Genomic DNA, 22,744 nt, shown 5'->3' with positions numbered 1-22,744 from the left:
GTAGGCCCTGGCGGAACGCGCCCGGGACGTGAGGAGCCGGTCGCTCCTGGACCGGCGGACCTTCCGGGGCACGGCCGGAACGCGGCCCCGATCCTCAGACGACCGTCGCCCCCGGCGCCGGCCCCGCCGCCCTGCGCACCGTGCGGCAGGTGCCGGAGGCCCTCAGGGCTCCCGCGATCACGTCGGCCGCCTCCGCGTCCCGGGCGAGGAACGCCGTGGTCGGCCCCGAACCCGAGACCAGGGTGGCCAGCGCCCCCGCCGCCCGCCCCGCCGCGAGCGTGTCCGCCAGTTCCGGGAACAGCGACAGCGCCGCCGGCTGAAGGTCGTTGGAGCCGGAGACGGCGGCGGCGAGCGCGTCGACGTCACCCTTGGCGAGCGCGTCGAGCAGTTCCTGCGAGGCCACGGGCTCGGGGATCTCCCGTCCCTCCCCCAGCCGGTCGAACTCCCGGAACACCGCCGGTGTCGACAGCCCCCGCGAGGCCATCGCGAACACCCAGTGGAAGGTCCCCCCGGCCTCCAGCCCCGTCAGCCTCTCGCCCCGTCCGGTGCCGAGCGCCACACCTCCCACCAGGCTGAACGGCACATCGCTGCCCAGCTCGGCGCAGATGTCGAGGAGCTCTTCGCGTGAGGCGCCCGTCCCCCACAGCGCGTCGCACGCCAGCAGCGCGCCCGCGCCGTCCGCGCTGCCACCGGCCATGCCCCCGGCGACGGGGATGTCCTTGGCGATGTGGATGTGGACGTCCGCGTCCCGGCCGTACCGCTCGGCGAGCACCAGGGCGGCGCGGGCGGCGAGGTTCGTGCGGTCGAGGGGGACCTGGTCGGCGTCGGGGCCGGCGCAGGTCACCCGCAGCCCGTCGGCCGCCGTGACGGTGACCTCGTCGTACAGGCCCACCGCGAGGAAGACGTTGGCCAGGTCGTGGAAGCCGTCGGGGCGGGCCGCGCCGACCGCGAGCTGGACGTTGACCTTGGCGGGGACGCGGACGGTGACGCTCACTGCTGGCCCTGCTCCTTGCTCGTGGCGTGCTCGGCGATGCGCGCGAACTCCTCGACGGTCAGGGACTCCCCGCGTGCCTGCGGCGAGACCCCCGCCGCGACCAGGGCGGCCTCCGCCGCGGCGGCCGAACCCGCCCACCCGGCGAGCGCGGCCCGCAGCGTCTTGCGGCGCTGGGCGAAGGCGGCGTCGACGACGGCGAACACCTCGCGCCGGGAGGCGGTGGTCTTCAGCGGCTCCGTGCGGCGGACCAGCGAGACCAGTCCGCTGTCGACGTTGGGCGCGGGCCAGAAGACGTTCCGCCCGATGGCCCCGGCCCGCTTGACCTCCGCGTACCAGTTGGCCTTGACCGAGGGCACGCCGTACACCTTCGAGCCGGGTGCGGCGGCGAGCCGGTCGGCGACCTCCGACTGGACCATGACGAGGGTGCGCTCGATGCTGGGGAAGGTTTCGAGCATGTGGAGCAGCACCGGGACGGCCACGTTGTAGGGCAGGTTCGCGACGAGCGCGGTGGGGGCGGGTCCGGGCAGCTCGGTGACGCGCATCGCGTCGGAGTGGACCAGCGCGAACCGCTCGGCCCGCCCGGGTGTGCGGGCGGCGACGGTGGCGGGCAGCGCGGCGGCGAGGACGTCGTCGATCTCGACGGCGGTGACCCGGTCGGCGGCTTCGAGCAGCGCCAGCGTGAGCGAGCCGAGCCCCGGGCCGACCTCGACGACCACGTCGTCGGGGCGGACCCCGGCGGTGCGCACGATACGGCGCACCGTGTTGGCGTCGATGACGAAGTTCTGGCCGCGCTGCTTGGTGGGCCGCACGCCGAGGGCGGCCGCCAGTTCACGGATGTCGGCGGGGCCCAGGAGGGCGTCGGGGGTGGGGCTGGTCACGGGACAAGGGTACGGGGCACGGCGACCGGGCAGGTCACGCCTGTGGATAACCGAAGGCGCGGGCCGTGTTCGCCCCGAGGGCGGTGGCGAGGGTGTCCTCGTCGATGCCCCGTACGGCCGCCATGGCCCGCACGGTCACCGGCACCAGGTAGGGGGCGTTGGGCCGGCCCCGGTACGGCGCCGGTGTCAGGAACGGCGCGTCGGTCTCCACCAGGACCAGCTCCAGCGGGGCCACGGCGAGCGCGTCCCGCAGGTTCTGCGCGTTCTTGAAGGTGACGTTGCCGGCGAACGACATGTAGTACCCGGCGCCCGCGCAGATCTCCGCCATCTCGGCGTCCCCGGAGTAGCAGTGGAAGACGGTGCGCTCGGGGGCGCCCTCCTCCTTGAGCACGCGCAGGACGTCGGCGTGGGCGTCGCGGTCGTGGATGACGAGGGTCTTGCCGTGGCGCTTGGCGATCTCGATGTGGGCGCGGAAGGACCGCTCCTGCGCCTCCCTGCCCTCCGGCCCGGTGCGGAAGTGGTCGAGGCCGGTCTCGCCGACGCCCTTGACCTGGGGCAGCGCGGCCAGCCGGTCGATCTCGGCGAGCGCCTCGTCCAGTCCCGCGTCCCCGCCGGGTTCGCGGGCGCCCTGCCGGGACCAACTGTCCGGGTCCCCGTGGACGATGCGCGGGGCCTCGTTGGGGTGCAGCGCGACCGTCGCGTGGACGGCGTCGTACGCCGCCGCCGTCTCCGCCGCCCACCGGGACCCCTTGAGGTCGCAGCCGACCTGCACCACGGTCGTCACACCCACCGACGCGGCCTTGGCGAGACCCTCCTCCACGGTGCCGGACTGCATGTCGAGGTGGGTGTGCGAGTCCGCGACCGGCACCCGCAGGGGCTCCGGGAGCGGCGGGGCGGCGTTCTTGTCGGGGGCGTTCGAAGGCATGCCCCCGATCCTACGGAAGCGGCGCGGGCGTCAGGCCGCCCGGCGGAAGGGGCGGAGGAGGCCGGACAGGTGCCAGTGACGGTGCTCCACCGCCGGGTGGGCTCCCTCGGGCTCCCACACCGCCTCGACGGGCCCGGCGGACGGCACCCGGTGCTCGCGGTGGGCGGCGTCCCGCGCGGAGGCGACCCGGCCCGGCCGCATGATCCGTACGACGTGGCCGTCGCAGTTCTGGCACGTCGGCCGGTTCAGCGGGGAGGGGACGATCCGGCCGTCCGCCACGTACATCACGAAGTCGTGGCCGTCGGCGTCGGTGTGGTGCTCTATCTCGTACGACTGCTCCCAGCCGTATCCGCATCGCATGCAGGCGAAGGAATACGCCTCGTCGACCACGGCGGTGGCGCCCGCCCGCAGCCCGCTGTACCCCGAGATCTCAGTCATGCCGGCTCCTGTCGGTCCGCTGGCAGAAGGATCGGATCCGATCCTTCTGCTCCAGTGGACTCCTCCGCGGACAGGAGCGCAGGAGGGGCAGCCGAGTATTGGCGACGATTTGGTGCCCCCTTGCCCGACCGCCGCGCGGACGGCACCGGAGCTTTGCCTTCCGCTGGACCGCTTCACCCGTCCGCGGGGCGTCCGCTCACCGGAGAAGCGACCTGCTCAGAGGCTGTTCCGCGCCCCCGGAGCCGTTCACGCCCCCGCGTTCTTCGCGGCCACCACCGCGTCGAACACCTGCCTCTTGGGAAGCCCCGCTTCCACGGCAACCGCGGCGATCGCCTCCTTGCGCCGCTCCCCCGCCTCCTCCCGCACCCGCACCCGCCGCACCAGCTCGGCCGCGTCGACCTCCTCGGCCCCCTTCTCCGGCGCCCCCTCGACCACCACCGTGATCTCCCCGCGCACGCCCTCCGCCGCCCACGCGGCCAGCTCCGCCAGCGGACCGCGCTTGACCTCCTCGTACGTCTTGGTCAGCTCGCGGCAGACGGCGGCCCGCCGCTCCCCGCCGAACACCTCGGCCATCGCGGCGAGGGTGTCGTCGAGGCGGTGCGGGGCCTCGAAGTAGACGAGGGTGCGCCGCTCCTCGGCGACCTCCCGCAGCCGTCCCAGCCGTTCCCCCGCCTTCCGGGGCAGGAACCCCTCGAAGCAGAAGCGGTCCACGGGCAGCCCGGACAGGGCGAGCGCGGTGAGCACGGCGGACGGGCCGGGCACGGCGGTGACCTTGACGTCCCGCTCGACGGCCGCGGCGACCAGCCGGTAGCCGGGGTCGGACACGGACGGCATCCCGGCGTCCGTCACCAGCAGCACGCGCGCGCCGCCCGCCAGCTCCTCGACCAGTTCGGGCGTGCGGGCGGACTCGTTGCCCTCGAAGTACGACACGACCCGCCCCTTGGGGGTGACGCCGAGCGCCTGGGTGAGGCGCCGCAGCCGCCGCGTGTCCTCGGCGGCGACGACGTCGGCGCCCGCGAGTTCCTCCGCGAGCCGGGGCGGGGCGTCGGAGATGTCGCCGATGGGGGTGCCTGCGAGTACGAGGATTCCGGTCACGCCCCCATCCTCCCAGTACGGAACGGAGCCGGGGCATACCGGTCATGCGCGGGACTCACACAGCCCTGTTCCCTACGATGGCGCGGTGACCAGTACCGCGTCCTCCACGGACACCCGGCAGGATCGGCCGCCGTACGAAGAGCGGCCGTCGTGGCAGCAGCGGCTGCACCGTTTCGGCTACCGGGCGCCGGGCCGGGCCAGAGGTGATGTCCGCGGGGACGACGTGTACGACCGCCTGGTACCGCCGTACACGGAGCCGTCGAAGCGGCTGTGGGACACGCTCGGGGTGCCGCCGCTGCTCGCGGAGCGCCTCACCCGCTGGTCGGGGTGGGGCGGCCCGCTGCTGGTCACGCTGCTGGCGGGGGTGCTCCGGTTCTGGAACCTGGGCAGCCCGAAGGCGGTGATATTCGACGAGACGTACTACGCCAAGGACGCGTGGGCGCTGGTCCACCGCGGGTTCGAGGTCAACTGGGAGAAGAACGCCAACGATCTGATCCTCTCGGGCGGCGCCGTCCCCATCCCGACGGACGCGGCGTACGTCGTGCATCCGCCGGTCGGCAAGTACGTGATCGGGCTGGGCGAGCTGATGTTCGGCTTCGACCCGTTCGGCTGGCGGTTCATGACGGCCCTGCTCGGCACGCTCTCCGTGCTGATGCTGTGCCGGATCGGCCGGCGCCTGTTCCGTTCCACGTTCCTCGGCTGTCTCGCGGGCGCGCTGATGGCGGTGGACGGGCTGCACTTCGTGATGAGCCGGACCTCGCTGCTCGACGGGGTGCTGATGTTCTTCGTGCTGGCGGCGTTCGGCGCTCTGGTGGTCGACCGGGACCGGGCGCGCGAGAAGCTCGCCGCCGCGCTGCCCGTGGACGCCGACGGCCGGGTCCGCCCGGACGCGTACGTCGCCGAGAACACCCGGATCGGCTTCCGCCCCTGGCGGCTGGTGGCGGGTCTGATGCTGGGTCTGGCGATCGGCACGAAGTGGAACGGCCTCTACGTCATGGCCGCGTTCTGTGTGATGGCGGTGCTGTGGGACGTCGGCGCGCGCAGGGTCGCCGGCGCGCACCGGCCCCGCCTCGCGGTCCTGAGGCGCGACCTGGGCTGGGCGTTCCTGTCGACCGTGCCGGTGGCGGTGGTCACCTACTTCGCCTCCTGGATCGGCTGGATCCTCTCCCCGGCCGACGGCACCGGCGGCTACTACCGCGACTGGGCGGCGAAGGACGGCAAGGACAGCGACTGGTCGTGGCTGCTGCCCGACTGGTGGCGCAGCCTGTGGCACTACGAGAACCAGGTCTACGACTTCCACGTGGGCCTGTCCTCGCCGCACACCTACGAGTCCAACCCGTGGAGCTGGATCGTCACCGGCCGCCCGGTCTCCTACTTCTACGAGTCCCCGGCCCCCGGCACGGACGGCTGCCCGGTCGACGCGGGCGAGAAGTGCGCCCAGGAGGTGCTGGCCCTCGGCACCCCGGTGCTGTGGTGGACGGCCTGCTTCGCGATCCTGTACGTCCTGTGGCGCTGGCTGTTCCGCCGCGACTGGCGGGCCGGCGCGATCGCCTGCGGCATCGCGGCCGGCTACGCCCCCTGGTTCCTCTACCAGGAGCGCACGATCTTCTTCTTCTACGCCGTCGTCTTCCTCCCCTTCCTCTGCCTGGCCGTGGCGATGCTCCTGGGCGCCCTCGTCGGCCCGCCCCGCTCCACCGACACCCGCCGCGTCGCGGGCGCGACGGCGGCGGGCGTACTGACCCTGCTGATCGCCTGGAACTTCATTTATTTCTGGCCCATCTACACCGGCACCCCGATCCCGATAGACGACTGGCGCGCTCGGATGTGGCTGGACACCTGGGTTTGAGCCGTTCCGGCGTCCGGACTGATCTCTGTTCGGACAACAAACGGAAACAGCCGCCCCGGTCGTCACCCCCTCCGCATAGAGTGCTCACCCACCGGGCTTTTTGAACACGTTCATAAGGCGTGGGGGGTCCGGCGGAGGGGGAGCGTCCGATGGGCAAGGGGGTCAAGGCCGCCGTCATCGGCGGTGTGTTCGCGGTGATGCTGGGCGGGGCCGGGTACGGCGCCTACAACATCGTGTCGGCCGTGAGCGGCGGCGGTGGTTCGAGCGCCGCGGGGACGAAGGAGACCGGGCCGCCGGACGAGGGGGAGGTCGAGGAGACCACCAGGAGTTTCTTCGCGGCCTGGGAGAAGGGGGAGGCGTCGCAGGCGGCGTCGTACACGAACAACGCGCAGGAGGCCGGCGCGCTGCTGACGGCGTACGGCGACGACGCCCACATAGGTGAGGTCGGCATCACGCCCGGCAAGGCCACCGGCACCACCGTGCCCTTCACGGTGAAGGCGACCGTCACCTTCGACGGGAAGTCCGAGGCGCTGAGCTACGAGAGCAGACTGACCGTCGTGCGCGGGAAGACCACCGGGCGGGCGCTGGTCGACTGGCAGCCGTCCGTCGTCCACCCGGACCTGAAGGAGGGCGACACCCTCGTCACCGAGGAGTCCGCGCAGCCGCCCATCGAGGCGGTGGGCCGGAACGGCACGGTACTGACGAAGGAGGAGTACCCCTCGCTCGGGCCGATCCTGGACACCCTGCGCCAGAAGTACGGCGAGAAGGCGGGCGGCACCCCCGGTGTCGAGCTGGTGATCAGGCGCTCCGCGGGCACCACGGGCGAGCCGGCCGCCGACACCCCGCTGCTGACCCTCGCCGAGGGCAGGCCGGGCAAGCTGCGCACCTCCCTCAGCGCCACGGCGCAGGCCGCGGCCGAGAAGGCGGTGCGGCAGTACCCCGAGTCGTCGGTGGTGGCGGTCAAGCCCAGCACGGGTGAGGTGCTGGCGGTGGCCAACCACCGCGACGACGGGTTCAACGCGGCCTTCCAGGGGCAGGTCGCCCCCGGCTCCACCATGAAGATCATCACCGCCGCCATGCTCATCGACAACGGCGTGACCGCGATGAACGGCCCGGCGCCCTGCCCGCCCAGCGCCATATGGCAGGGCCAGACCTTCAAGAACCTCACCGACATGGAGCCGAACGAGGGCGCCAGCCTCGCCAACAGCTTCCTGCGGTCCTGCAACACGGCCTTCATCAAGCTCGTCGACGAGAAGCCGCTCGGCGACGCCTCGCTCACCCAGGAGGCGCAGGAGCGGTTCGGGCTCGGCCGCAACGACTGGAAGACCGGCATCGACTCCTTCGACGGCAGCGTCCCCGCCGTCGCCGGACCGGACCGCGCGGCGAACGCCATCGGCCAGGGCCGGGTACAGATGAACCCGCTGAACATGGCCTCCGTGACGGCCACCGCCATCACCGGCACCTTCCGCCAGCCGTACCTGGTCCCCTCCGACCTCGACGGCCGGCAGTTCGCACAGGCCAAGGGGCTCCCGGCGGGCACCGCCTCCCAGCTCAGGCAGATGATGCGGCTCACCGCCACCCAGGGCACCGCCCAGGAGGCCATGTCCGGGCTCCGCGGTGACATCGGCGCGAAGACCGGTTCCGCCGAGGTCGACGGCAACGCCACCTCCGACAGCTGGTTCACCGGCTTCCGCGACGACGTCTCGGCGGCGGCCATGGTCCAGCAGGGCGGCCACGGCGGCGACGCGGCCGGGCCGATTGTCGCAGCCGTGCTACGAGCGGCCGGCTGACCGCGCCCGGCACGCGGCGGGACTCTAGTGTGGTGGCCGTCGTCGGCACACGTGAGCACCACGAGGGGCCACGGGGAGCCCGGCGGACAGCGGAGGAACGGGAAGCAGTGGGGAACAGAAAGAACGCCGCCGAGGGGCGGAAGACACGGCCCGTCGTGCTCGGCGGGGTGATCGCCGTGGTCGTCGGTGGCGCCGGGTTCGGCGCCTACGCACTCCTCGGCGGCGGTGCCGCCGAGGACGGCACGCGGACGTCGTCCGCCGCGCAGGCGGAGAACGTCAGAACCGGTCCTCTGTCCACCGCCGAGGTCACCGGCACGGCCGAACGCTTCCTCACCGCCTGGCAGTCCGGGAAGGTGAAGGAGGCAGCCGCCGCCACCGACGACCCCGAGGCCGCGACCGCCCTGCTCACCGCCTACGCCGAGGACGCCCGGATCACGGACGTCACCCTCACCGCCGGCACCCGCACCGGCGGCAAGGTCCCCTTCGCCGTCAAGGGCACGGTGTCGTACGAGGACGCCGGCAAGCCACTGGCGTACGACAGCGCGCTGACCGTCGTACGCCGGGCCGGGGACGGTGAACCGCGGGTGGCCTGGCAGCCGGCCGTGGTGCATCCCGAGCTCAGGGACGGCGACAAGCTGGCCACCGGCGAGGCGGGCACCCCGCCGGTCAAGGCGCTGGACCGGGACGGCAACGAGCTGACCACCGCCGCGTACCCGTCCCTGGGGTCGGTGCTGGACGGGCTGCGCGAGAAGTACGGCGAGAAGGCGGGCGGCGAGGCCGGCGTCGAGCTGCGGATCGTGCGCGGCAAGGAGTCGAAGAAGGCGGAGCTGTCCGACAAGACCCTGCTCGAGCTGAGCGAGGGCACGCCCGGCACGGTGAAGACCACGCTGAGCCCGTCCCTGCAGGCCGCCGCCGAGGCGCAGGTGGCGCGGAAGGAGCGGGCGTCGGTGGTGGTGCTGCGCCCGTCGACCGGCGAGATCCTGGCGGTGGCGAACTCCTCGCACGGGTTCAACACCGCGTTCTCGGGTTCGCTGGCCCCGGGTTCCACGATGAAGGTGATCACCTCCTCGCTGCTGATCGAGAAGGGCCTCGCCTCGATGGACGAGCAGCACCCGTGCCCGAAGTACTTCACCTACGGCGGCTGGAAGTTCCAGAACGACGACAAGTTCGAGATCAAGGACGGCACGTTCAAGGCGAGCTTCGCCCGCTCCTGCAACACGGCCTTCATCAGCCAGGCGCCCGAGCTGGCGGACGACGACCTGACCAAGCAGGCCCAGCAGGTCTTCGGGCTGTCGATGAACAACTGGCAGGTCGGCGTGCCCACCTTCGACGGCTCGGTGCCGGTGCAGTCGAAGGCCCCGATGGGAGCCTCCCTGATCGGCCAGGGCGGGGTGCGGATGAACCCGCTGAACATGGCGTCGGTGTCGGCGACGGTCCAGTCGGGCGTCTTCCACCAGCCGTACCTGGTCTCCCCGGAGGTCGACGGGCGGAAGCTGGCGACGGCCTCGCGCACCATGTCGGCCGGCACGCTGGCGCAGCTCCGGGAGCTGATGTCGTACACCGCCTCCTACGGCACCGCCGCGGAGGCGATGGCCGGGGTGAGCGGCGAGAAGGGCGCGAAGACCGGGTCGGCCGAGGTCGACGGGCAGAAGAAGCCCAACGGCTGGTTCACCGCGTACCGCGGGGACCTGGCGGCCGCGGGTGTGGTCCAGCAGGGCGGTCACGGCGGTTCGACGGCCGGACCGCTCGTGGCGGCACTGCTGAAGAGCGCCGGCTGAGAGGTCAGTGCGGGACGGGTTCGGCGGCGGCCGCGTAGGTCCGCCGCAGGAACCGGGTCAGGGTCTTGGTCTCGAACTGCACCACCGACACGCCGCCCTGCGCGGTGTGGAACTCGACCACGGTCTGGACCCGGCCGCACGGCCACACCCGTATCTCGTCCCGGCCCGCGGGGGCGCGCAGGCCCCGCTCCAGCAACTCCCGGTCGACGGCCCACTCGCGGGGCGCGGCGCCCGGAAGCGCCATGCGGACACGGCGGGGGTCCTGTCCGGGGTCGTAGCGCAGTACCACGGGTACCGCTCCGCGGTCCTCTTCCAGGACGTCGGTGACGATATGGGCTCGCGCGTACTGCTCGACTGCGGACATCGGGTGGGCCCCTTACGCTGCGTGAACCTGCATGAAGGCGTGCAATCCGTATACCCACCCCCCGTCCCATCGTGCACCCGATCCGGAATTCGCGCGTCCGAGAGGCGCATATCACAGCCGGGCTGTGCGTGAGGTAAAACAAGCGGCTCGCTCTTGCGCAACGTTTGCAACAGGCCACATCATCGAGTCCGTGCACGCACCTGACGGATTCATCAACGCCCCCGTGTCCGCCGCGGCCGGAGTCGTCGCCGCCGGCGCGATCGCCGTGAGCCTGCGCGGCGCCCGCCGCGAACTCGACGAGCGCACCGCGCCGCTGGCCGGACTGGTGGCGGCGTTCATCTTCGCCGTGCAGATGCTGAACTTCCCCGTCGCGGCGGGAACCAGCGGCCATCTGCTCGGCGGCGCCCTCGCCGCGATCCTCGTCGGCCCCTTCACCGGGATCCTGTGTGTCTCCGTCGTCCTGCTGATGCAGGCCGTCCTCTTCGCCGACGGCGGGCTGACCGCGCTCGGCGTGAACATCACCGACATGGCGATCGTCACCACGGTCGTCGCCTACGCGCTCTTCCGCGGCCTGGTGAAGGTGCTGCCGCGCACCCGCCGCTCGGTGACCGCCGCGTCCTTCGTCGCCGCCCTGGTCTCCGTCCCGGCCTCCGCCGTCGTCTTCACGCTGCTCTACGCGATCGGCGGCACCGCCGACGTCTCCCTCGGCAAGGTCGCCACCGCCATGGTGGGCGTGCACGTCCTCATCGGCATCGGCGAGGCCGTGATCACCGCCCTGACCGTCGGCGCGGTCATCGCCGTCCGCCCGGACCTGGTGCACGGGGCGCGCGGCCTGACGCGGAAGCTCAAGCTGCGGGTGAACGGCGAACTGGTCGACGCCCCGGACGCCCCGGAGCCGGAACCCGTCCCCGCCCGCTCCCCGCGCAAGGTGTGGATCACCGGCCTGGTCACCTCGCTGGTCCTCGCCGGGTTCGTCAGCTTCTACGCCTCCGCCGACCCGGACGGCCTGGAGAAGGTCGCCACCGACCACGGCATCGACGAGAAGGCGGAGGAGCACGCGATCGCCGACTCCCCGCTGGCCGACTACGGCGTCGAGGACGTCGACGACGCCCGCCTCTCCGGCGGTCTGGCCGGTGTGATCGGCGTGGGCGTGACGGTCGTCGCGGGCACCGGCGTGTTCCGGGTGGTCCGCAGGCGCCGTACCGGCGAGGAGACCGAGGCCGCCTCCCCCACCGGCACGAGCGTCTGACGTGGGAGCGGGTCACGCGCACAAGCTCTACCGGCACGGGCACTCCCCCGTGCACGCCCTGCCGCCGCACACCAAGCTCGCCGCGGTCTTCGCCTTCGTCCTGGTCGTGGTGTCCACCCCGCGCGAGGCGATGTGGGCGTTCGCGGTGTACGCCGGACTGCTCGCCCTCGTCGCGTACGCCGCCCGCGTCCCGGCCGGCTTCCTGCTCGAGCGGCTGCTGATCGAGGTCCCGTTCGTCGCCTTCGCCGTCCTGCTGCCGTTCGTGGCGGAGGGCGAACGGGTCGACGTCCTCGGGCTGTCACTGAGCGTGAACGGACTGTGGGGCGCCTGGAACGTGCTGGCCAAGGGCACCCTGGGCGTGGCCGCCTCGGTCCTCCTCGCCTCCACCACCGAGCTGCGCGAACTCCTGCTCGGCCTCCAGCGGCTGAGGCTTCCGCCGCTGCTGGTGCAGATCGCCTCCTTCATGGTCCGCTACGGCGACGTCATCACCGACGAGATGCGGCGCATGCGGATCGCCCGCGAGTCCCGCGGCTTCGAGGCACGCGGGGTGAGGCACTGGGGTGTGCTCGCCAAGTCGGCGGGCGCGCTGTTCATCCGCTCCTACGAACGCGGCGAGCGCGTGCACCTGGCCATGGTGAGCCGCGGTTACGCCGGTTCCATGCCGGTGATCGACGAGGTGACCGCGGACCGGACGCAGTGGTCGTACGCCCTCGCCCTCCCCTCGGCCGCCCTCGTCGTCTGTCTGCTGGGATGGACCTTGTGAGTACTGCTTCCCTCGAGGTCTCCGGCCTCGCCTTCGCCTACCCCGACGGCCACCAGGCCCTGTTCGGCGTCGACTTCTCCCTCGCGCGCGGCGAGCGGGTCGCGCTGCTCGGCCCGAACGGCGCCGGCAAGACGACCCTCGTCCTCCACCTCAACGGCATCCTGACCGGCGGCACCGGCACGGTGACGGTGGCCGGCCTCGAGGTCGGCAAGCGGCACATGGCGGAGATCCGGCGCCGGGTCGGCATCGTCTTCCAGGACCCGGACGACCAGCTCTTCATGCCGACGGTGCGCGAGGACGTGGCGTTCGGTCCGGCGGCGGCCGGACTCAAGGGGCCCGAGCTGGAGGAGCGGGTGGACCGGGCGCTGGGCCTGGTCGGCATGGCGGAGTTCAAGGACCGCCCGCCGCACCACCTCTCCTTCGGCCAGCGGCGCCGGGTGGCCGTGGCGACCGTACTGGCGATGGAGCCGGAGATCCTGGTCCTGGACGAGCCGTCCTCCAACCTGGACCCCGCCTCCCGCCGCGAACTCGCCGACATCCTGCGCTCCCTGGACGTCACCGTCCTGATGGTCACGCACGACCTGCCCTACGCCCTCGAACTGTGCCCGCGCTCGCTGGTCCTCAGCGACGGCGTGATCGCGGCCGACGGCGCCACGGCGGACCTGCTCGCCGACGACGAGCTGATGCGCGCCCACCGGCTCGAGCTGCCGTACGGCTTCGATCCGCGCTCGGTGCCGGCCGCGCCCGGCCGTTCGTAACGATCGCGCGCAGCCGCCCCCGCCCAGGAATCGCAGGCGGACCGGCACTGTTGCACGCACCGTCACAGGCGAGTGTCACAGGCGAGTGGAAGGACCGAGGGACGTGGACGTGCACGGCACGGTGGCCGGGGGTTTCGAGCCGGTCCGGGAGGCGTTCGCGCGGAACTTCGAGGCGCTCGGGGACCGGGGCGCGGCCGTCGCCGTGTACCGGGACGGACGCAAGGTCGTCGACCTGTGGGCCGGGGTGAAGGACGTCGACGGCACCGGGCCCTGGGAGCGGGACACCGCGCAGGTCGTGCGCTCGGCGACCAAGGGCGTCGCCGCCGCCGTACTCCTGCTGCTGCACCAGCGCGGCGAGCTGGACCTGGACGCGCCGGTCGGCCACTACTGGCCGGAGTTCAAGGCGCACGGCAAGGAGCGACTGCTGGTCCGGCACGTACTGAACCACCGCGCGGGGCTCCCCGTCCTGGACCGTCCGCTCACCCCGGACGAGGCGGCCGACCCCGTGCGGGCCGCCGGGGCGGTCGCCGCGCAGGCCCCCGCGTGGGAGCCGGGCACCGGCCACGGCTATCACGCGCTGACCTACGGCTGGCTGGTCGACGAGCTGGTGCGCCGCGTGACCGGCCGGGGTTCCGGCGAGTGGATCGCCTCGGAGATCGCCGGCCCGCTGGGCCTGGACCTGTGGGTGGGACTGCCGGACACACAGGCCCACCGCGTCGGCACGGTCGGCGGGATCGAGGGGCCCGAGCCGTCCGGGACGCTCCGCGCCCGCCCCAAGCGCTCGGTCACCGACGCCTACGCCGACCCGTCCTCCCTCACCCGCCGCGCCTTCGCCGCGATCACCCCCTTCCCGGACCAGAACGACCCGGTGTTCCGCGCGGCGGCCCTGCCCGCCGCCAACGGCATCGCGACGGCGGACGGACTGGCTCGCTTCTACGCGTCACTGACCGGCCCGGTCGACGGCGTACGCCTCCTCGACCCGGCCACCGTGGAACTCGCCCGCGCCGAGGAGTCGGCCGGCCCCGACCGGGTGCTGGTCGTCAACACCCGCTTCGGGCTCGGCTACATGCTGCACGGCGGCGCCTCCCCCCTCCTGGCCCCGGGCTCCTTCGGCCACCCCGGCCGCGGCGGCTCCCTCGGCTTCGCCGACCCGGAGTCGGGCATCGCCTTCGGCTATGTCACCAACGGCTTCCGCAGGACGGTGACGGCGGACCCCAGGGCCCAGGCGCTGATACGGGCGGTACGTCAGGCCCTGACGGACTAGACGTGGATCGGGTGCGAGATACGGCCCGACGCGTCGTCGATCTCGCCGTGTGCCTTGGTCAGCATCTGCATGGCGAGTTCGTTCAGCGCGCGTGCGCCGGCGATCTCCTCCCCGACCCGTGGCTGATTGGAGTCGGTGTGGTGCCGGTTCGCGTGGCCGTTGGCCCGCACCTCGGTCCCGTCGGGCAGCCGGACCAGCGCGGCGGCGCGCGTCTGCCGGTCGTCCTCCTCGAACTCCAGGTCCACGTGCCATCCCACTGCGGTGTGCGTCATGAGGATCACCTCCGGAATCCCTCTCACTCCAGGGTGCCCCTCGTACCGCGCCCGCGCACCCGCCCGTACGGCGGCGCGTGCCGCGCTACCCCGCGCGGAGCATCAGTCCGATCCCGACGACCAGCAGCCCGGCCGCGGCGATCCGCGGGGCACCGAACCGCTCCTTGAAGAACAGCGCCCCGATGGCCGCGCCCACGATGATCGACGACTCGCGCAGGGCCGCGACGGGGGCGAGTGCCGCGCGGGTCTGGGCCCACAGGACGAGCGCGTACGCGGCGACGGACAGCGCGGCGCCGAGCAGTCCGAGACCGGCGTGCGGACGGAGCCGGGCACCCGTCTCCCGCCGCCAGCGCCAGAGGGCGTACGCCGGGATCACCGTGCCCTGGACCGCCATCAGCCAGGCGATGTAGCCGAACGACGACCCCGAGGCCCGTACGCCGAGCCCGTCGACGACGGTGTACACGGCGATGGTCAGGCCGGTCGCCAGGGCCGCCCCGATCGCCGCCCAGTCGGGCCGGCGCCCGCGCAGTCCCCACAGGGCGACGCCGGTCAGGCCCGCGCAGGACAGGGCGATCCCGGCGGCGGCCCAGCCGTCGGGCACCTCGTGCGCGAACACGGCGGCCAGGAGCGTGACCACCAGGGGCGCGCTGCCCCGTGCGATGGGGTACGCCTGACCGAAGTCGCCCAGCCGGAAGGACTTCATCAGCAGCGCGTAGTACGCCATGTGGATCGCGGCCGAGCAGAACAGGTACGGCCACGCCCCGGCCGCCGGGAACGGCACGAACGGCACCAGCGCCAGCCCGATCAGCAGCCCGCCGCCGGAGATCAGCGTGAACCCGACGAGCTTGTCGGTGATCCGGTGCGCGATGGCGTTCCAGCCGGCGTGGGTGACCGCGGCGAGCAGGACGGCCGCGGTCACCAGCGGGGTCACGGGGTGCGCTCGCGCACGTCGTCCCGGAGCGACCGGGAACGCCGACAACAACGAGCCGGTGTGTACACATGGAACACCATGTACCTTTGGTGCATGACGCAGATGCCCATAGAGTCCATCCGTGACGTGCGCGCCCACCTGGCCGAGGTGGTCGAGCGGGCCGACCGTGACGACACACCCACGGTCATCACCCGGCGTGGCAGGCAGGTGGCCGCAGTCGTGTCGATAGAGGTCCTTCGCAGGTACCAGGAATGGGAAGAGCGCGAGATCAACCGGATCATCGACGAGCGCATGGCGAATCCGGCGGCCGGCATCCCGATCGAGGACGTCATGAGGGAGACGCTGGAGCGCGGTGAGTAACACGTATCGCACCGTCTTCCGGCCGGAGGCTCAGGCGGAGCTGCGCAAGATCCCCCGGGACATGGCACTCCGGATCCTGGTCAAACTGACGGAACTGGAGACCGACCCGCTCGGCTTCCACACCACGGCGCTCGTCTCCCAGCCCGACCGGCGCCGACTCCGTGTCGGCGATTACCGCGTCATCTACACGGTCGACAACGGAGAATTGGTGGTCTGGGTCGTTCACGTCGGACATCGCTCCACGGTATACGGCACCTGACACGGAGTCCCGGAACTCCCGCAGAAGGAAGCCGGTGAGGGCGCCCCGTCCCCACGGAGCCCTCACCGGCCGGTTCTGCGTACTCGCTCGGGCCGTCAGGCCCGTACGAGTTCCCGGTCCCCGTCCTTCCTGTCGTCGTCCGTGCGCAGGCCCTCGCCCTCGACGTCCACGTTGGGCAGGATCCGGTCCAGCCACTTCGGCAGCCACCAGGCCCGCTTGCCGAGCAGGGCCAGCACCGCCGGGACGATCGCCATGCGGACGACGAACGCGTCGAAGAGGACGGCGACCGCGAGGCCGAAGCCGATCATCTTGACCATCGCCTCGCTGGAGCCGATGAAGCCGGAGAACACGGCCATCATGATCACCGCGGCGGCGGTCACCACCCGGGCGCTGTACTTGAAGCCGGTCACCACGGCCTGCCCCGGCTTCTCGCCGTGGACGTAGGCCTCCCGGATCCGGGTCACGAGGAACACCTCGTAGTCCATGGCCAGTCCGAAGACCACGCCGACCATGAAGATCGGCATCATCGACATGATCGGACCGGTCTCCTCGACGCCCATCAGGCCGGACAGCCAGCCCCACTGGTAGACGGCGACGACCGCGCCGAGGGCCGCGAGGACCGACAGCAGGAAGCCGAGGGCGGCCTTCAGCGGGACCAGGACCGACCGGAAGACGACGATCAGCAGCAGGAACGCCAGACCGACCACCAGGACCAGATACGGCACCAGCGCGTCGTTGAGCTTCTGCGAGACGTCGATGTTCATGGCCGTGGAGCCGGTGACCAGGACGCCGGCACCGGTGCCGGCCTTGATGTCCGCGCCGGTGTCACGGATGTCGTGCACCAGGTCCTCGGTGGTCACCGAGGAGGGCTTGGAGTCGGGAATGACGGTGATCGTCGCCGTGTCGCCGGCCTTGTTGGGGGCGGCCGGGGCGACGTTCACGACGTTGTCGAGGCCCTTGATGTCGTCGCCGGCCTGCTTGAAGACGGCATCCGGGTCGTCGCTGTCCTTGGCGTCGACCACGACCACCAGCGGGCCGTTGAAGCCGGGGCCGAAGCCCTCGGAGAGCAGGTCGTAGGCGCGGCGCTGGGTGGTGGACGTCGACTGCGAGCCGTCGTCGGGCAGACCCAGTTCCAGCGAGGCCGCCGGGACGGCCGCGGCACCCAGGCCGACCACGCCGAGCAGCAGCACGGCCAGCGGGCGGCGCACGACGAAGCTGGCCCAGCGGGTGCCCATGTTCGGGCGCTGCGGCTTCTTCCCGGCGCGGCCCCCGCCGAGCAGCTTGCTCTTCTCGCCGGCGGGGCGGACCCGGCGGCCGGCGTAGCCGAGCAGGGCGGGGATCAGGGTGAGGGCGATCAGGACCGCGATGGCGACGGTGCCGGCGGCGGCGATGCCCATCTTCGTCAGCATCGGGATGTTGACGACCGACAGACCGACCAGGGCGATGACGACGGTGAGACCTGCGAAGACCACGGCGGAGCCCGCGGTGCCGACGGCCCGGCCGGCCGCTTCCTCGCGCCCTCGGCCCTCGGCCAGTTCGGCCCGGTAGCGGGAGACGACGAACAGCGCGTAGTCGATGCCGACCGCGAGGCCGATCATCGAGGCCAGGATGGAGGTGGTGGAGCCGAGGTCCAGGGTGCTGGCGAGGGCGGTGATGCTGGAGACTCCGATGCCGACACCGATGATCGCGGTGAGCAGCGGCAGCCCGGCCGCGAGCAGCGAACCGAAGGTGATGACGAGGACGACCGCGGCGACGCCGATGCCGATGATCTCGGCGGATCCGGTGTGCGGGACGGCCTGGAGGGCGTCACCGCCGATCTCCACGGTCAGCCCGGAGTCACGGGCGTCCTCGGCGGCGCCCTCCAGGGCGTCGCGGGAGGTGTCCTCCAGCTCCATGCCGGAGACCTTGTAGCTCACCGAGGCGTAGGCGATGGTGCCGTCCTGGCTGACGCCGCCGCCCTGGTACGGGTCGGTGACGCGGGCGACCTCGGAGCCGTCGGAGAGCTCGTCGACGGTCTTCCGGACGGTCGCCTTGTTGTCGGCGTCGGTCATCTTCTCGCCGGCGGGCGCCTTGAAGACGACACGTGCGGTCGCCCCGTCGGCACTGGAGCCGGGGAAACGTTCTTCCAGCAGGTCGAAGGCCTTCTGGGCCTCGGTGCCGGGGATGGAGAAGGACGAGTTGCCGGCCGCCGGGGCGCCGGCGGCGCCGACGCCCGCGAGCGCCAGCAGCGCCACCCAGACGAGGGCTACGAGGTGCCGTCGCCTGAAGGCGAACCGGCCGAGTCGATAGAGGAAAGTGGCCACGAGGGCGTACTCCCGGTCAGGTCGTGGTTGCTTCGGGGCAGGTGTGATCAGCCCGACGACGTGAGCGGTGACGTCAGGTGGTGACGGCTGACCGTGGGGACGGTCAGTGAGGGGTCACGCCGAGGGCGGGGAGCACCACGGCGTCGATGTACGAGGTGAGGAACTCCCGCGTGGGCGGCAGGTCGTCGATCAGCGTCCGGGTGGCGAACGCGCCGACGAGCATGTGCACCATGTAGTCCAGCGCCGGGTTGTCCGGGCCGATCTCGCCCCGGTCGACCGCGCGCCGGATCATCCGCCGGAACTCCTCCATCTCCGGTTCGACCAGGAGCTCCTTGAACGCCTGGCGGAGATCGTCGTTCATGTGCACGGCCATGGCGAGCGCGCGCATCAGGGCGGCGTTCTGCTCCATGACGCAGTCGTCCTCACGGCCGACGACGGCGTGCAGGTCGCCGCGCAGGGACCCGGTGTCGATGTCGGCGATGCCGCCCGGCTTCTGGCTGCGCATCGCTCTCACCACCAGCTCGGCCTTGCCGCCCCACTGACGGTAGAGGGTGGCCTTGCTGGACCGGGTGCGGGCGGCCACGGCGTCCATGGTGACGGCGTCGTAGCCGACCTCGCGGAGCAGGGCGAGCACGGCGCCGTACAGCTCGGCCTCGCGCTCGGGGGTGATCCGGCTGCGACGCGTCGTCGCTGTTTCACTCATACCGCTCACCTTTCCGCTCCGGCGCCCACCGCGTCAAAGAAACGACACGGTTTCGTACAAGACGAAGGTACTCCACCCCCTAGCGAAACGAAACGGTTTCGTTCGTGGTCTGCGTCACGGTTGTCGCTTTCTTATAAGTTGCCGGGCCCGGGGCCCCGGCAAAGCATGGGAGAGGTGAGCTATCTGCGTCTGCCCCACCTCAAGGACGACCTGCTGTGCTTCGTGGCCGAGGACGACCTCTGGCTCTCCCCGCTCGACGGACCGGGCCGCGCCTGGCGGCTCACCGTCGACCGCACCAAGCTCGGCCACCCCCGCTTCTCCCCCGACGGCCGCCACATCGCGTACACGAGCTGGCGCAGCCTCGACCCCGAGGTGCACCTGGTCCCGGTGGACGGCGGACCGGGCCGGCGCCTCACCTACTGGGGCAGCTCCGACACCCGGGTCTGCGGCTGGGCACCCCCCGACGAGGAGGGCCACGCCGAGATCCTCGCCGTCGCCTCGCACGGCGAGCCCTTCTCCTACTTCACCTGGGCCTACAAACTCGCCTGCGACGGCAGCCCCGGCCGCAAACTGCCGTGGGGCCCGGTCTCCGACATCCAGGTCGCCGACATCGAAGGCGAGCGCAAGTCGCTGCTGCTCACCGGCACCCCGCCGCACGAACCGGCCTCCTGGAAGCGCTACCGGGGCGGCGCCACGGGCAGGCTCTGGCTGCACGGACACCGGCTCCTCGACGGCCTCGACGGCCATCTGCACTCCCCCATGTTCGTCGCCGGCCGGATCGCCTTCCTCTCCGACCACGAGGGTGTCGGCAACCTCTACTCGTGCGCGTACGACGGCTCCGACCTGCGCCGCCACACCGACCACGACGCCTTCTACGCCCGGCACGCCGCCGGCGACGGCACCCGGGTCGTCTACCAGTGCGCCGGCGACCTGTGGCTCGTGGACGACCTGTCCCCCGGCGCCACCCCGCGCCGGCTCGACGTGACGCTGAGCGGGCCGCGCTCCGGGCGGCGCCCCTACCAGGTGCCCGCCGCCCGCCACCTCGACGGCATCTCGGTCGACGAGACCGGCCGCGCGAGCGCCGTCGTCGTACGCGGCAGCCTGTACTGGCTCACCCACCGCGACGGTCCCGCGCGCACCCTCACCGACACCCCGGGCGTACGGGTCAGGCTCCCGGAGATGCTCGGCGCGGGCGACCAGGTGGCGTACGTGACGGACGCCGAGGGCGAGGACGCCGTCGAGATCGCCTCCCTGCCCCGGGCCACCGGCCAGCGCGCCCCCCGGCGGCTGGCCGCCGGGAAGCTGGGCCGGGTGCTGGAGATGGTCGCCGACCCCGACGGGCAGCGGCTGGCCGTCGCCGCGCACGACGGACGGCTGCTGCTGGTCGACACCGACGAGGAGGGCCAAGGAGAGGTCACCGAGCTGATCCACTCCGGCAACGGGCCGGTGCGCGACCTCGCGTTCTCCCCCGACGGGGCCTGGCTGGCCTGGTCCCACCCGGTGATCGGGCGGTCGCTGCGGCAGATCAAACTCGCCCGGATCAAGGACCTGCTGGTGCTCGACGTCACCAACGGCCGCTTCGAGGACGAGAACCCGGTCTTCACCCTCGACGGCCGCTATCTCGCCTTCCTCTCCTGGCGCGGCTTCGACCCGGTGTACGACGTGCACACCGGAGACCTGTCGTTCCCGCTGGGCTGCCGCCCCTATCTGGTGCCGCTGTCGTCGGCGACCCCCTCCCCGTTCGCCCTGAACCCCGAGGGCCGCCCGGCCGCCGGCGGGCTGGACCCGGTCGAGCGCGAGGACGCCGAGGAGGGCGGCGAGGCCGGCACGGTGACCGTCGAGGCGGAGGGCCTGGAGAGCAGGGTCACGCCCTTCCCGGTCTCCGCCTCCAAGTACTCGGGGCTGTACCCGGTCGCGGGCTGCGGTCTTGTCTGGCTGCGCTGGCCGATCTCCGGCGCGCTCGGCGAGACCTTCGCCAACCCCGGTGACACCAGCGGCCGGCCCACGCTGGAACACTTCAACATCGGCAAGGCGAAGAGGTCCGAACTCGTCGGCGACCTCGACTTCTTCGCGGTCAGCGGCGACGGCACCCGGCTGGTCGTGGTCGACGAGGGTGAGCTGCGCGCGGTGCCCGCCACCGAGCCCGGCGACAGCGACTCCACGGTGTGGATCGACGCCCGCCGCATCCTGCACGAGGCCGACCCGGCCGCCGAGTGGCGCCAGGCCTACGCGGAGGCCGGACGGCTGATCCGCGCCTACTTCTGGGAACCCGGCATGGGCGGCATCGACTGGGACGCGATCCTGGAGCAGTACCGTCCGCTGGTCGAACGGGTCGCCTCCCCCGACGACTTCGCGGACCTGCTGCGCGAGGTCCTCGGCGAACTCGGCACCTCCCACGCCTACGTCACCGCCGCCCGCCGCAACGAGGGACCCCCGCACTACCAGCGCCGCCAGGGCCTGCTCGGCGCCAACCTCGTCCCGAGGGAGCAGGGCTGGACCGTCAAGCGGATCCTGCCCGGCGACTCCTCCGACTCCCGCGCCCGCTCCCCGCTGGCCGGCACCGGCATCCGCGAGGGCGCGGTCCTCACCCACGTCGACGGCCGCCCGGTGGACCCGGTCACCGGCCCCTACCCGCTGCTCGCGGGCGCGGGCGGTACGACCGTGGAGCTGACCTTCCTTCCGGCAGAGGGCCCGCCCCGCCGGGTCGCCGTCGTCCCGCTCGTCGACGAGACGCCGCTGCGCTACCAGGACTGGGTCGCCAAACGCCGCGCGGTGGTGCGGGAGTTGAGCGGTGGCCGCTGTGGCTACCTGCACATCCCCGACATGGGCGGCTCCGGCTGGGCCCAGTTCAACCGCGACGTGCGCATGGAGATGTCCCGCCCCGCGCTGATCGTGGACGTGCGCGGCAACGCCGGCGGCCACATCAGCGAACTCGTCGTGGAGAAGCTGACCCGCACCATCATCGGCTGGGACCTCACCCGCGACGCCCAGCCCGTGTCGTACGCCTCCAACGCCCCGCGCGGACCGCTCGTGGCGCTCGCGGACGAGGCGACCAGCTCCGACGGCGACATGATCACCGCCGCGTTCAAACTGCTGGAGCTGGGCCCGGTGGTGGGCCAGCGCACCTGGGGCGGGGTGGTCGGCATGACCGGCCGGCACCGGCTCGGCGACGGCACGGTGATCACGGTGCCGATGAACGCGGCCTGGTTCGACGCGTACGGCTGGTCCGTGGAGAACAAGGGCGTCGCCCCCGACCTGGAGGCGCTGCGCACCCCGCTGGACTGGGCCGAGGGCCGGTACGCGGTGCTCGACGACGCGGTACGGCTCGCCCTGGAGCTGCTGGAGGCCGAACCCCCGGCGACGCCCCCGGCCTACCGCGACCTGCCCGACCGCTCCCGGCCGAAGCTGCCGCCCCGGACGTGAGGAAGGGGTGCCCCCTTCGCCATGGGGCACCCCTTCCGCTTCAGCGCACGACGCGTTCAGACGTCCTCAAGCGTCTTCGATCGTCTTCGGACGTCTTCGCCGCTCGACGTCAGACGTCGTAGTCCTGGTCGAAGCGCTCCTCGGACTCCCGGGGCTCCCGGGGCTCCCGCTGGCGGTGCTGCTCGTCCATGCCCTCGTCCCGCCGGCGGCCACGGCCCTGCATCTGCTCCTTGCCCTGCTGGGCACGCTGCTTGGCCTGCTGCTGGAACTGCTCGGACTTCTCCTGGAACTGATCCTTCATACCCATGTGGGTTCACTCCCGTTGTGGGGTGGGGGAACTTGCCCGATCAG

The 22,744-nt window shown here is 72.3% G+C and carries 21 protein-coding genes; 10 read left to right on the top strand and 11 right to left on the bottom strand.

The genetic code is table 11. The features are described 5' to 3' along the window. Positions 1-94: 94 nt before the first annotated feature. The 5 genes from ACIA6T_RS27755 to rsmI all read right to left on the bottom strand — a co-directional run bounded on the left by ACIA6T_RS27755 (position 95) and on the right by rsmI (position 4,330). Positions 95-994, bottom strand: coding sequence for a 4-(cytidine 5'-diphospho)-2-C-methyl-D-erythritol kinase (locus tag ACIA6T_RS27755; RefSeq protein WP_399449207.1), 900 nt, complete (start codon positions 992-994; stop codon positions 95-97). Beyond that, positions 991-1,872, bottom strand: a complete 882-nt coding sequence (gene rsmA / locus ACIA6T_RS27750) for a 16S rRNA (adenine(1518)-N(6)/adenine(1519)-N(6))-dimethyltransferase RsmA (protein WP_399449205.1) — start codon at positions 1,870-1,872, stop codon at positions 991-993. The genes ACIA6T_RS27755 and rsmA overlap by 4 nt, the downstream gene beginning before the upstream one ends. A gap of 34 nt (positions 1,873-1,906) precedes the next feature. Continuing rightward, complete coding sequence (locus ACIA6T_RS27745) at positions 1,907-2,797, bottom strand: TatD family hydrolase (RefSeq protein ID WP_399449204.1); 891 nt, start codon at positions 2,795-2,797, stop codon at positions 1,907-1,909. Positions 2,798-2,827: 30 nt separating this feature from the next. Then, on the bottom strand, positions 2,828-3,235 hold the full coding sequence (locus ACIA6T_RS27740; RefSeq protein WP_399449203.1) for a hypothetical protein: 408 nt from the start codon (positions 3,233-3,235) through the stop codon (positions 2,828-2,830). 246 nt (positions 3,236-3,481) lie between these two features. Continuing rightward, the gene (gene rsmI / locus ACIA6T_RS27735; protein ID WP_399449202.1) at positions 3,482-4,330 is read right to left on the bottom strand and encodes a 16S rRNA (cytidine(1402)-2'-O)-methyltransferase; all 849 of its coding nucleotides are present in this window, start codon (positions 4,328-4,330) and stop codon (positions 3,482-3,484) included. Between the two features lie 85 nt (positions 4,331-4,415). On the opposite strand from rsmI, the gene ACIA6T_RS27730 reads away from it, so the two are divergent. From ACIA6T_RS27730 to ACIA6T_RS27720, 3 genes are all read left to right on the top strand, one after another. Next, on the top strand, positions 4,416-6,176 hold the full coding sequence (locus ACIA6T_RS27730; protein WP_399449201.1) for a dolichyl-phosphate-mannose--protein mannosyltransferase: 1,761 nt from the start codon (positions 4,416-4,418) through the stop codon (positions 6,174-6,176). 149 nt (positions 6,177-6,325) lie between these two features. Continuing rightward, positions 6,326-7,966 carry a penicillin-binding transpeptidase domain-containing protein gene (locus ACIA6T_RS27725; RefSeq protein ID WP_399449200.1) on the top strand — a complete coding sequence of 547 codons (1,641 nt, stop codon included), beginning with the start codon at positions 6,326-6,328 and terminating at the stop codon, positions 7,964-7,966. A 107-nt stretch (positions 7,967-8,073) separates the two neighbouring features. Then, positions 8,074-9,744 (top strand): penicillin-binding transpeptidase domain-containing protein, encoded by a 1,671-nt coding sequence (locus ACIA6T_RS27720; RefSeq protein WP_399449199.1) that lies wholly within the window; start codon positions 8,074-8,076, stop codon positions 9,742-9,744. 4 nt (positions 9,745-9,748) lie between these two features. Here ACIA6T_RS27720 and ACIA6T_RS27715 read toward each other — a convergent pair whose 3' ends face one another. Next, complete coding sequence (locus ACIA6T_RS27715; protein WP_399449198.1) at positions 9,749-10,108, bottom strand: SsgA family sporulation/cell division regulator; 360 nt, start codon at positions 10,106-10,108, stop codon at positions 9,749-9,751. Positions 10,109-10,298: 190 nt separating this feature from the next. Between ACIA6T_RS27715 and ACIA6T_RS27710 the strand changes: the two genes are divergently transcribed. From ACIA6T_RS27710 to ACIA6T_RS27695, 4 genes are all read left to right on the top strand, one after another. After that, positions 10,299-11,357 carry an energy-coupling factor ABC transporter permease gene (locus ACIA6T_RS27710; RefSeq protein ID WP_399449197.1) on the top strand — a complete coding sequence of 353 codons (1,059 nt, stop codon included), beginning with the start codon at positions 10,299-10,301 and terminating at the stop codon, positions 11,355-11,357. Between the two features lies 1 nt (position 11,358). Then, on the top strand, positions 11,359-12,120 hold the full coding sequence (gene cbiQ, locus ACIA6T_RS27705) for a cobalt ECF transporter T component CbiQ (RefSeq protein ID WP_399449196.1): 762 nt from the start codon (positions 11,359-11,361) through the stop codon (positions 12,118-12,120). Next, positions 12,108-12,878: an energy-coupling factor ABC transporter ATP-binding protein gene (locus tag ACIA6T_RS27700; RefSeq protein ID WP_399449195.1), complete on the top strand. Its 771-nt coding sequence runs from the start codon at positions 12,108-12,110 to the stop codon at positions 12,876-12,878. Before cbiQ ends, ACIA6T_RS27700 begins: the two co-directional genes overlap by 13 nt. A 103-nt stretch (positions 12,879-12,981) precedes the next feature. Next, complete coding sequence (locus ACIA6T_RS27695; protein ID WP_399449194.1) at positions 12,982-14,142, top strand: serine hydrolase domain-containing protein; 1,161 nt, start codon at positions 12,982-12,984, stop codon at positions 14,140-14,142. On the opposite strand, the gene ACIA6T_RS27690 is transcribed toward ACIA6T_RS27695, so the two are convergent. Then, complete coding sequence (locus tag ACIA6T_RS27690) at positions 14,139-14,414, bottom strand: DUF1876 domain-containing protein (protein WP_399449193.1); 276 nt, start codon at positions 14,412-14,414, stop codon at positions 14,139-14,141. The two genes, ACIA6T_RS27695 and ACIA6T_RS27690, sit on opposite strands and share 4 nt — an antisense overlap. Before the next feature lie 85 nt (positions 14,415-14,499). Next, on the bottom strand, positions 14,500-15,345 hold the full coding sequence (locus ACIA6T_RS27685; protein WP_399449192.1) for an EamA family transporter: 846 nt from the start codon (positions 15,343-15,345) through the stop codon (positions 14,500-14,502). Between the two features lie 93 nt (positions 15,346-15,438). Between ACIA6T_RS27685 and ACIA6T_RS27680 the strand changes: the two genes are divergently transcribed. Continuing rightward, positions 15,439-15,705, top strand: a complete 267-nt coding sequence (locus ACIA6T_RS27680; protein ID WP_385046654.1) for a type II toxin-antitoxin system Phd/YefM family antitoxin — start codon at positions 15,439-15,441, stop codon at positions 15,703-15,705. Further along, positions 15,698-15,964, top strand: a complete 267-nt coding sequence (locus tag ACIA6T_RS27675; RefSeq protein WP_399449191.1) for a type II toxin-antitoxin system RelE/ParE family toxin — start codon at positions 15,698-15,700, stop codon at positions 15,962-15,964. Before ACIA6T_RS27680 ends, ACIA6T_RS27675 begins: the two co-directional genes overlap by 8 nt. Before the next feature lie 95 nt (positions 15,965-16,059). Here ACIA6T_RS27675 and ACIA6T_RS27670 read toward each other — a convergent pair whose 3' ends face one another. Together ACIA6T_RS27670 and ACIA6T_RS27665 are read right to left on the bottom strand one after the other, a co-directional pair. Beyond that, positions 16,060-18,267: an MMPL family transporter gene (locus ACIA6T_RS27670; protein WP_399449190.1), complete on the bottom strand. Its 2,208-nt coding sequence runs from the start codon at positions 18,265-18,267 to the stop codon at positions 16,060-16,062. A gap of 103 nt (positions 18,268-18,370) precedes the next feature. Continuing rightward, positions 18,371-18,970 carry a TetR/AcrR family transcriptional regulator gene (locus ACIA6T_RS27665; protein WP_399449189.1) on the bottom strand — a complete coding sequence of 200 codons (600 nt, stop codon included), beginning with the start codon at positions 18,968-18,970 and terminating at the stop codon, positions 18,371-18,373. A gap of 174 nt (positions 18,971-19,144) precedes the next feature. Here ACIA6T_RS27665 and ACIA6T_RS27660 point away from each other — a divergent pair, with 174 nt between their 5' ends. Beyond that, positions 19,145-22,393: a S41 family peptidase gene (locus tag ACIA6T_RS27660; RefSeq protein ID WP_399449188.1), complete on the top strand. Its 3,249-nt coding sequence runs from the start codon at positions 19,145-19,147 to the stop codon at positions 22,391-22,393. A 109-nt stretch (positions 22,394-22,502) separates the two neighbouring features. On the opposite strand, the gene ACIA6T_RS27655 is transcribed toward ACIA6T_RS27660, so the two are convergent. Then, entirely contained in the window at positions 22,503-22,700 is a 198-nt protein-coding gene (locus ACIA6T_RS27655; protein WP_399449187.1) for a hypothetical protein, read from the bottom strand. Positions 22,701-22,744: the final 44 nt, after the last annotated feature.

Origin of the sequence: Streptomyces sp. NPDC051740, assembly GCF_044453165.1 — a bacterium.
In the GTDB taxonomy this organism is placed as follows: Bacteria; Actinomycetota; Actinomycetes; order Streptomycetales; family Streptomycetaceae; genus Streptomyces; species Streptomyces atrovirens.
Note: the sequence above shows the minus strand (reverse complement) of the source record. Positions and strands in the feature narration are given on the sequence as shown.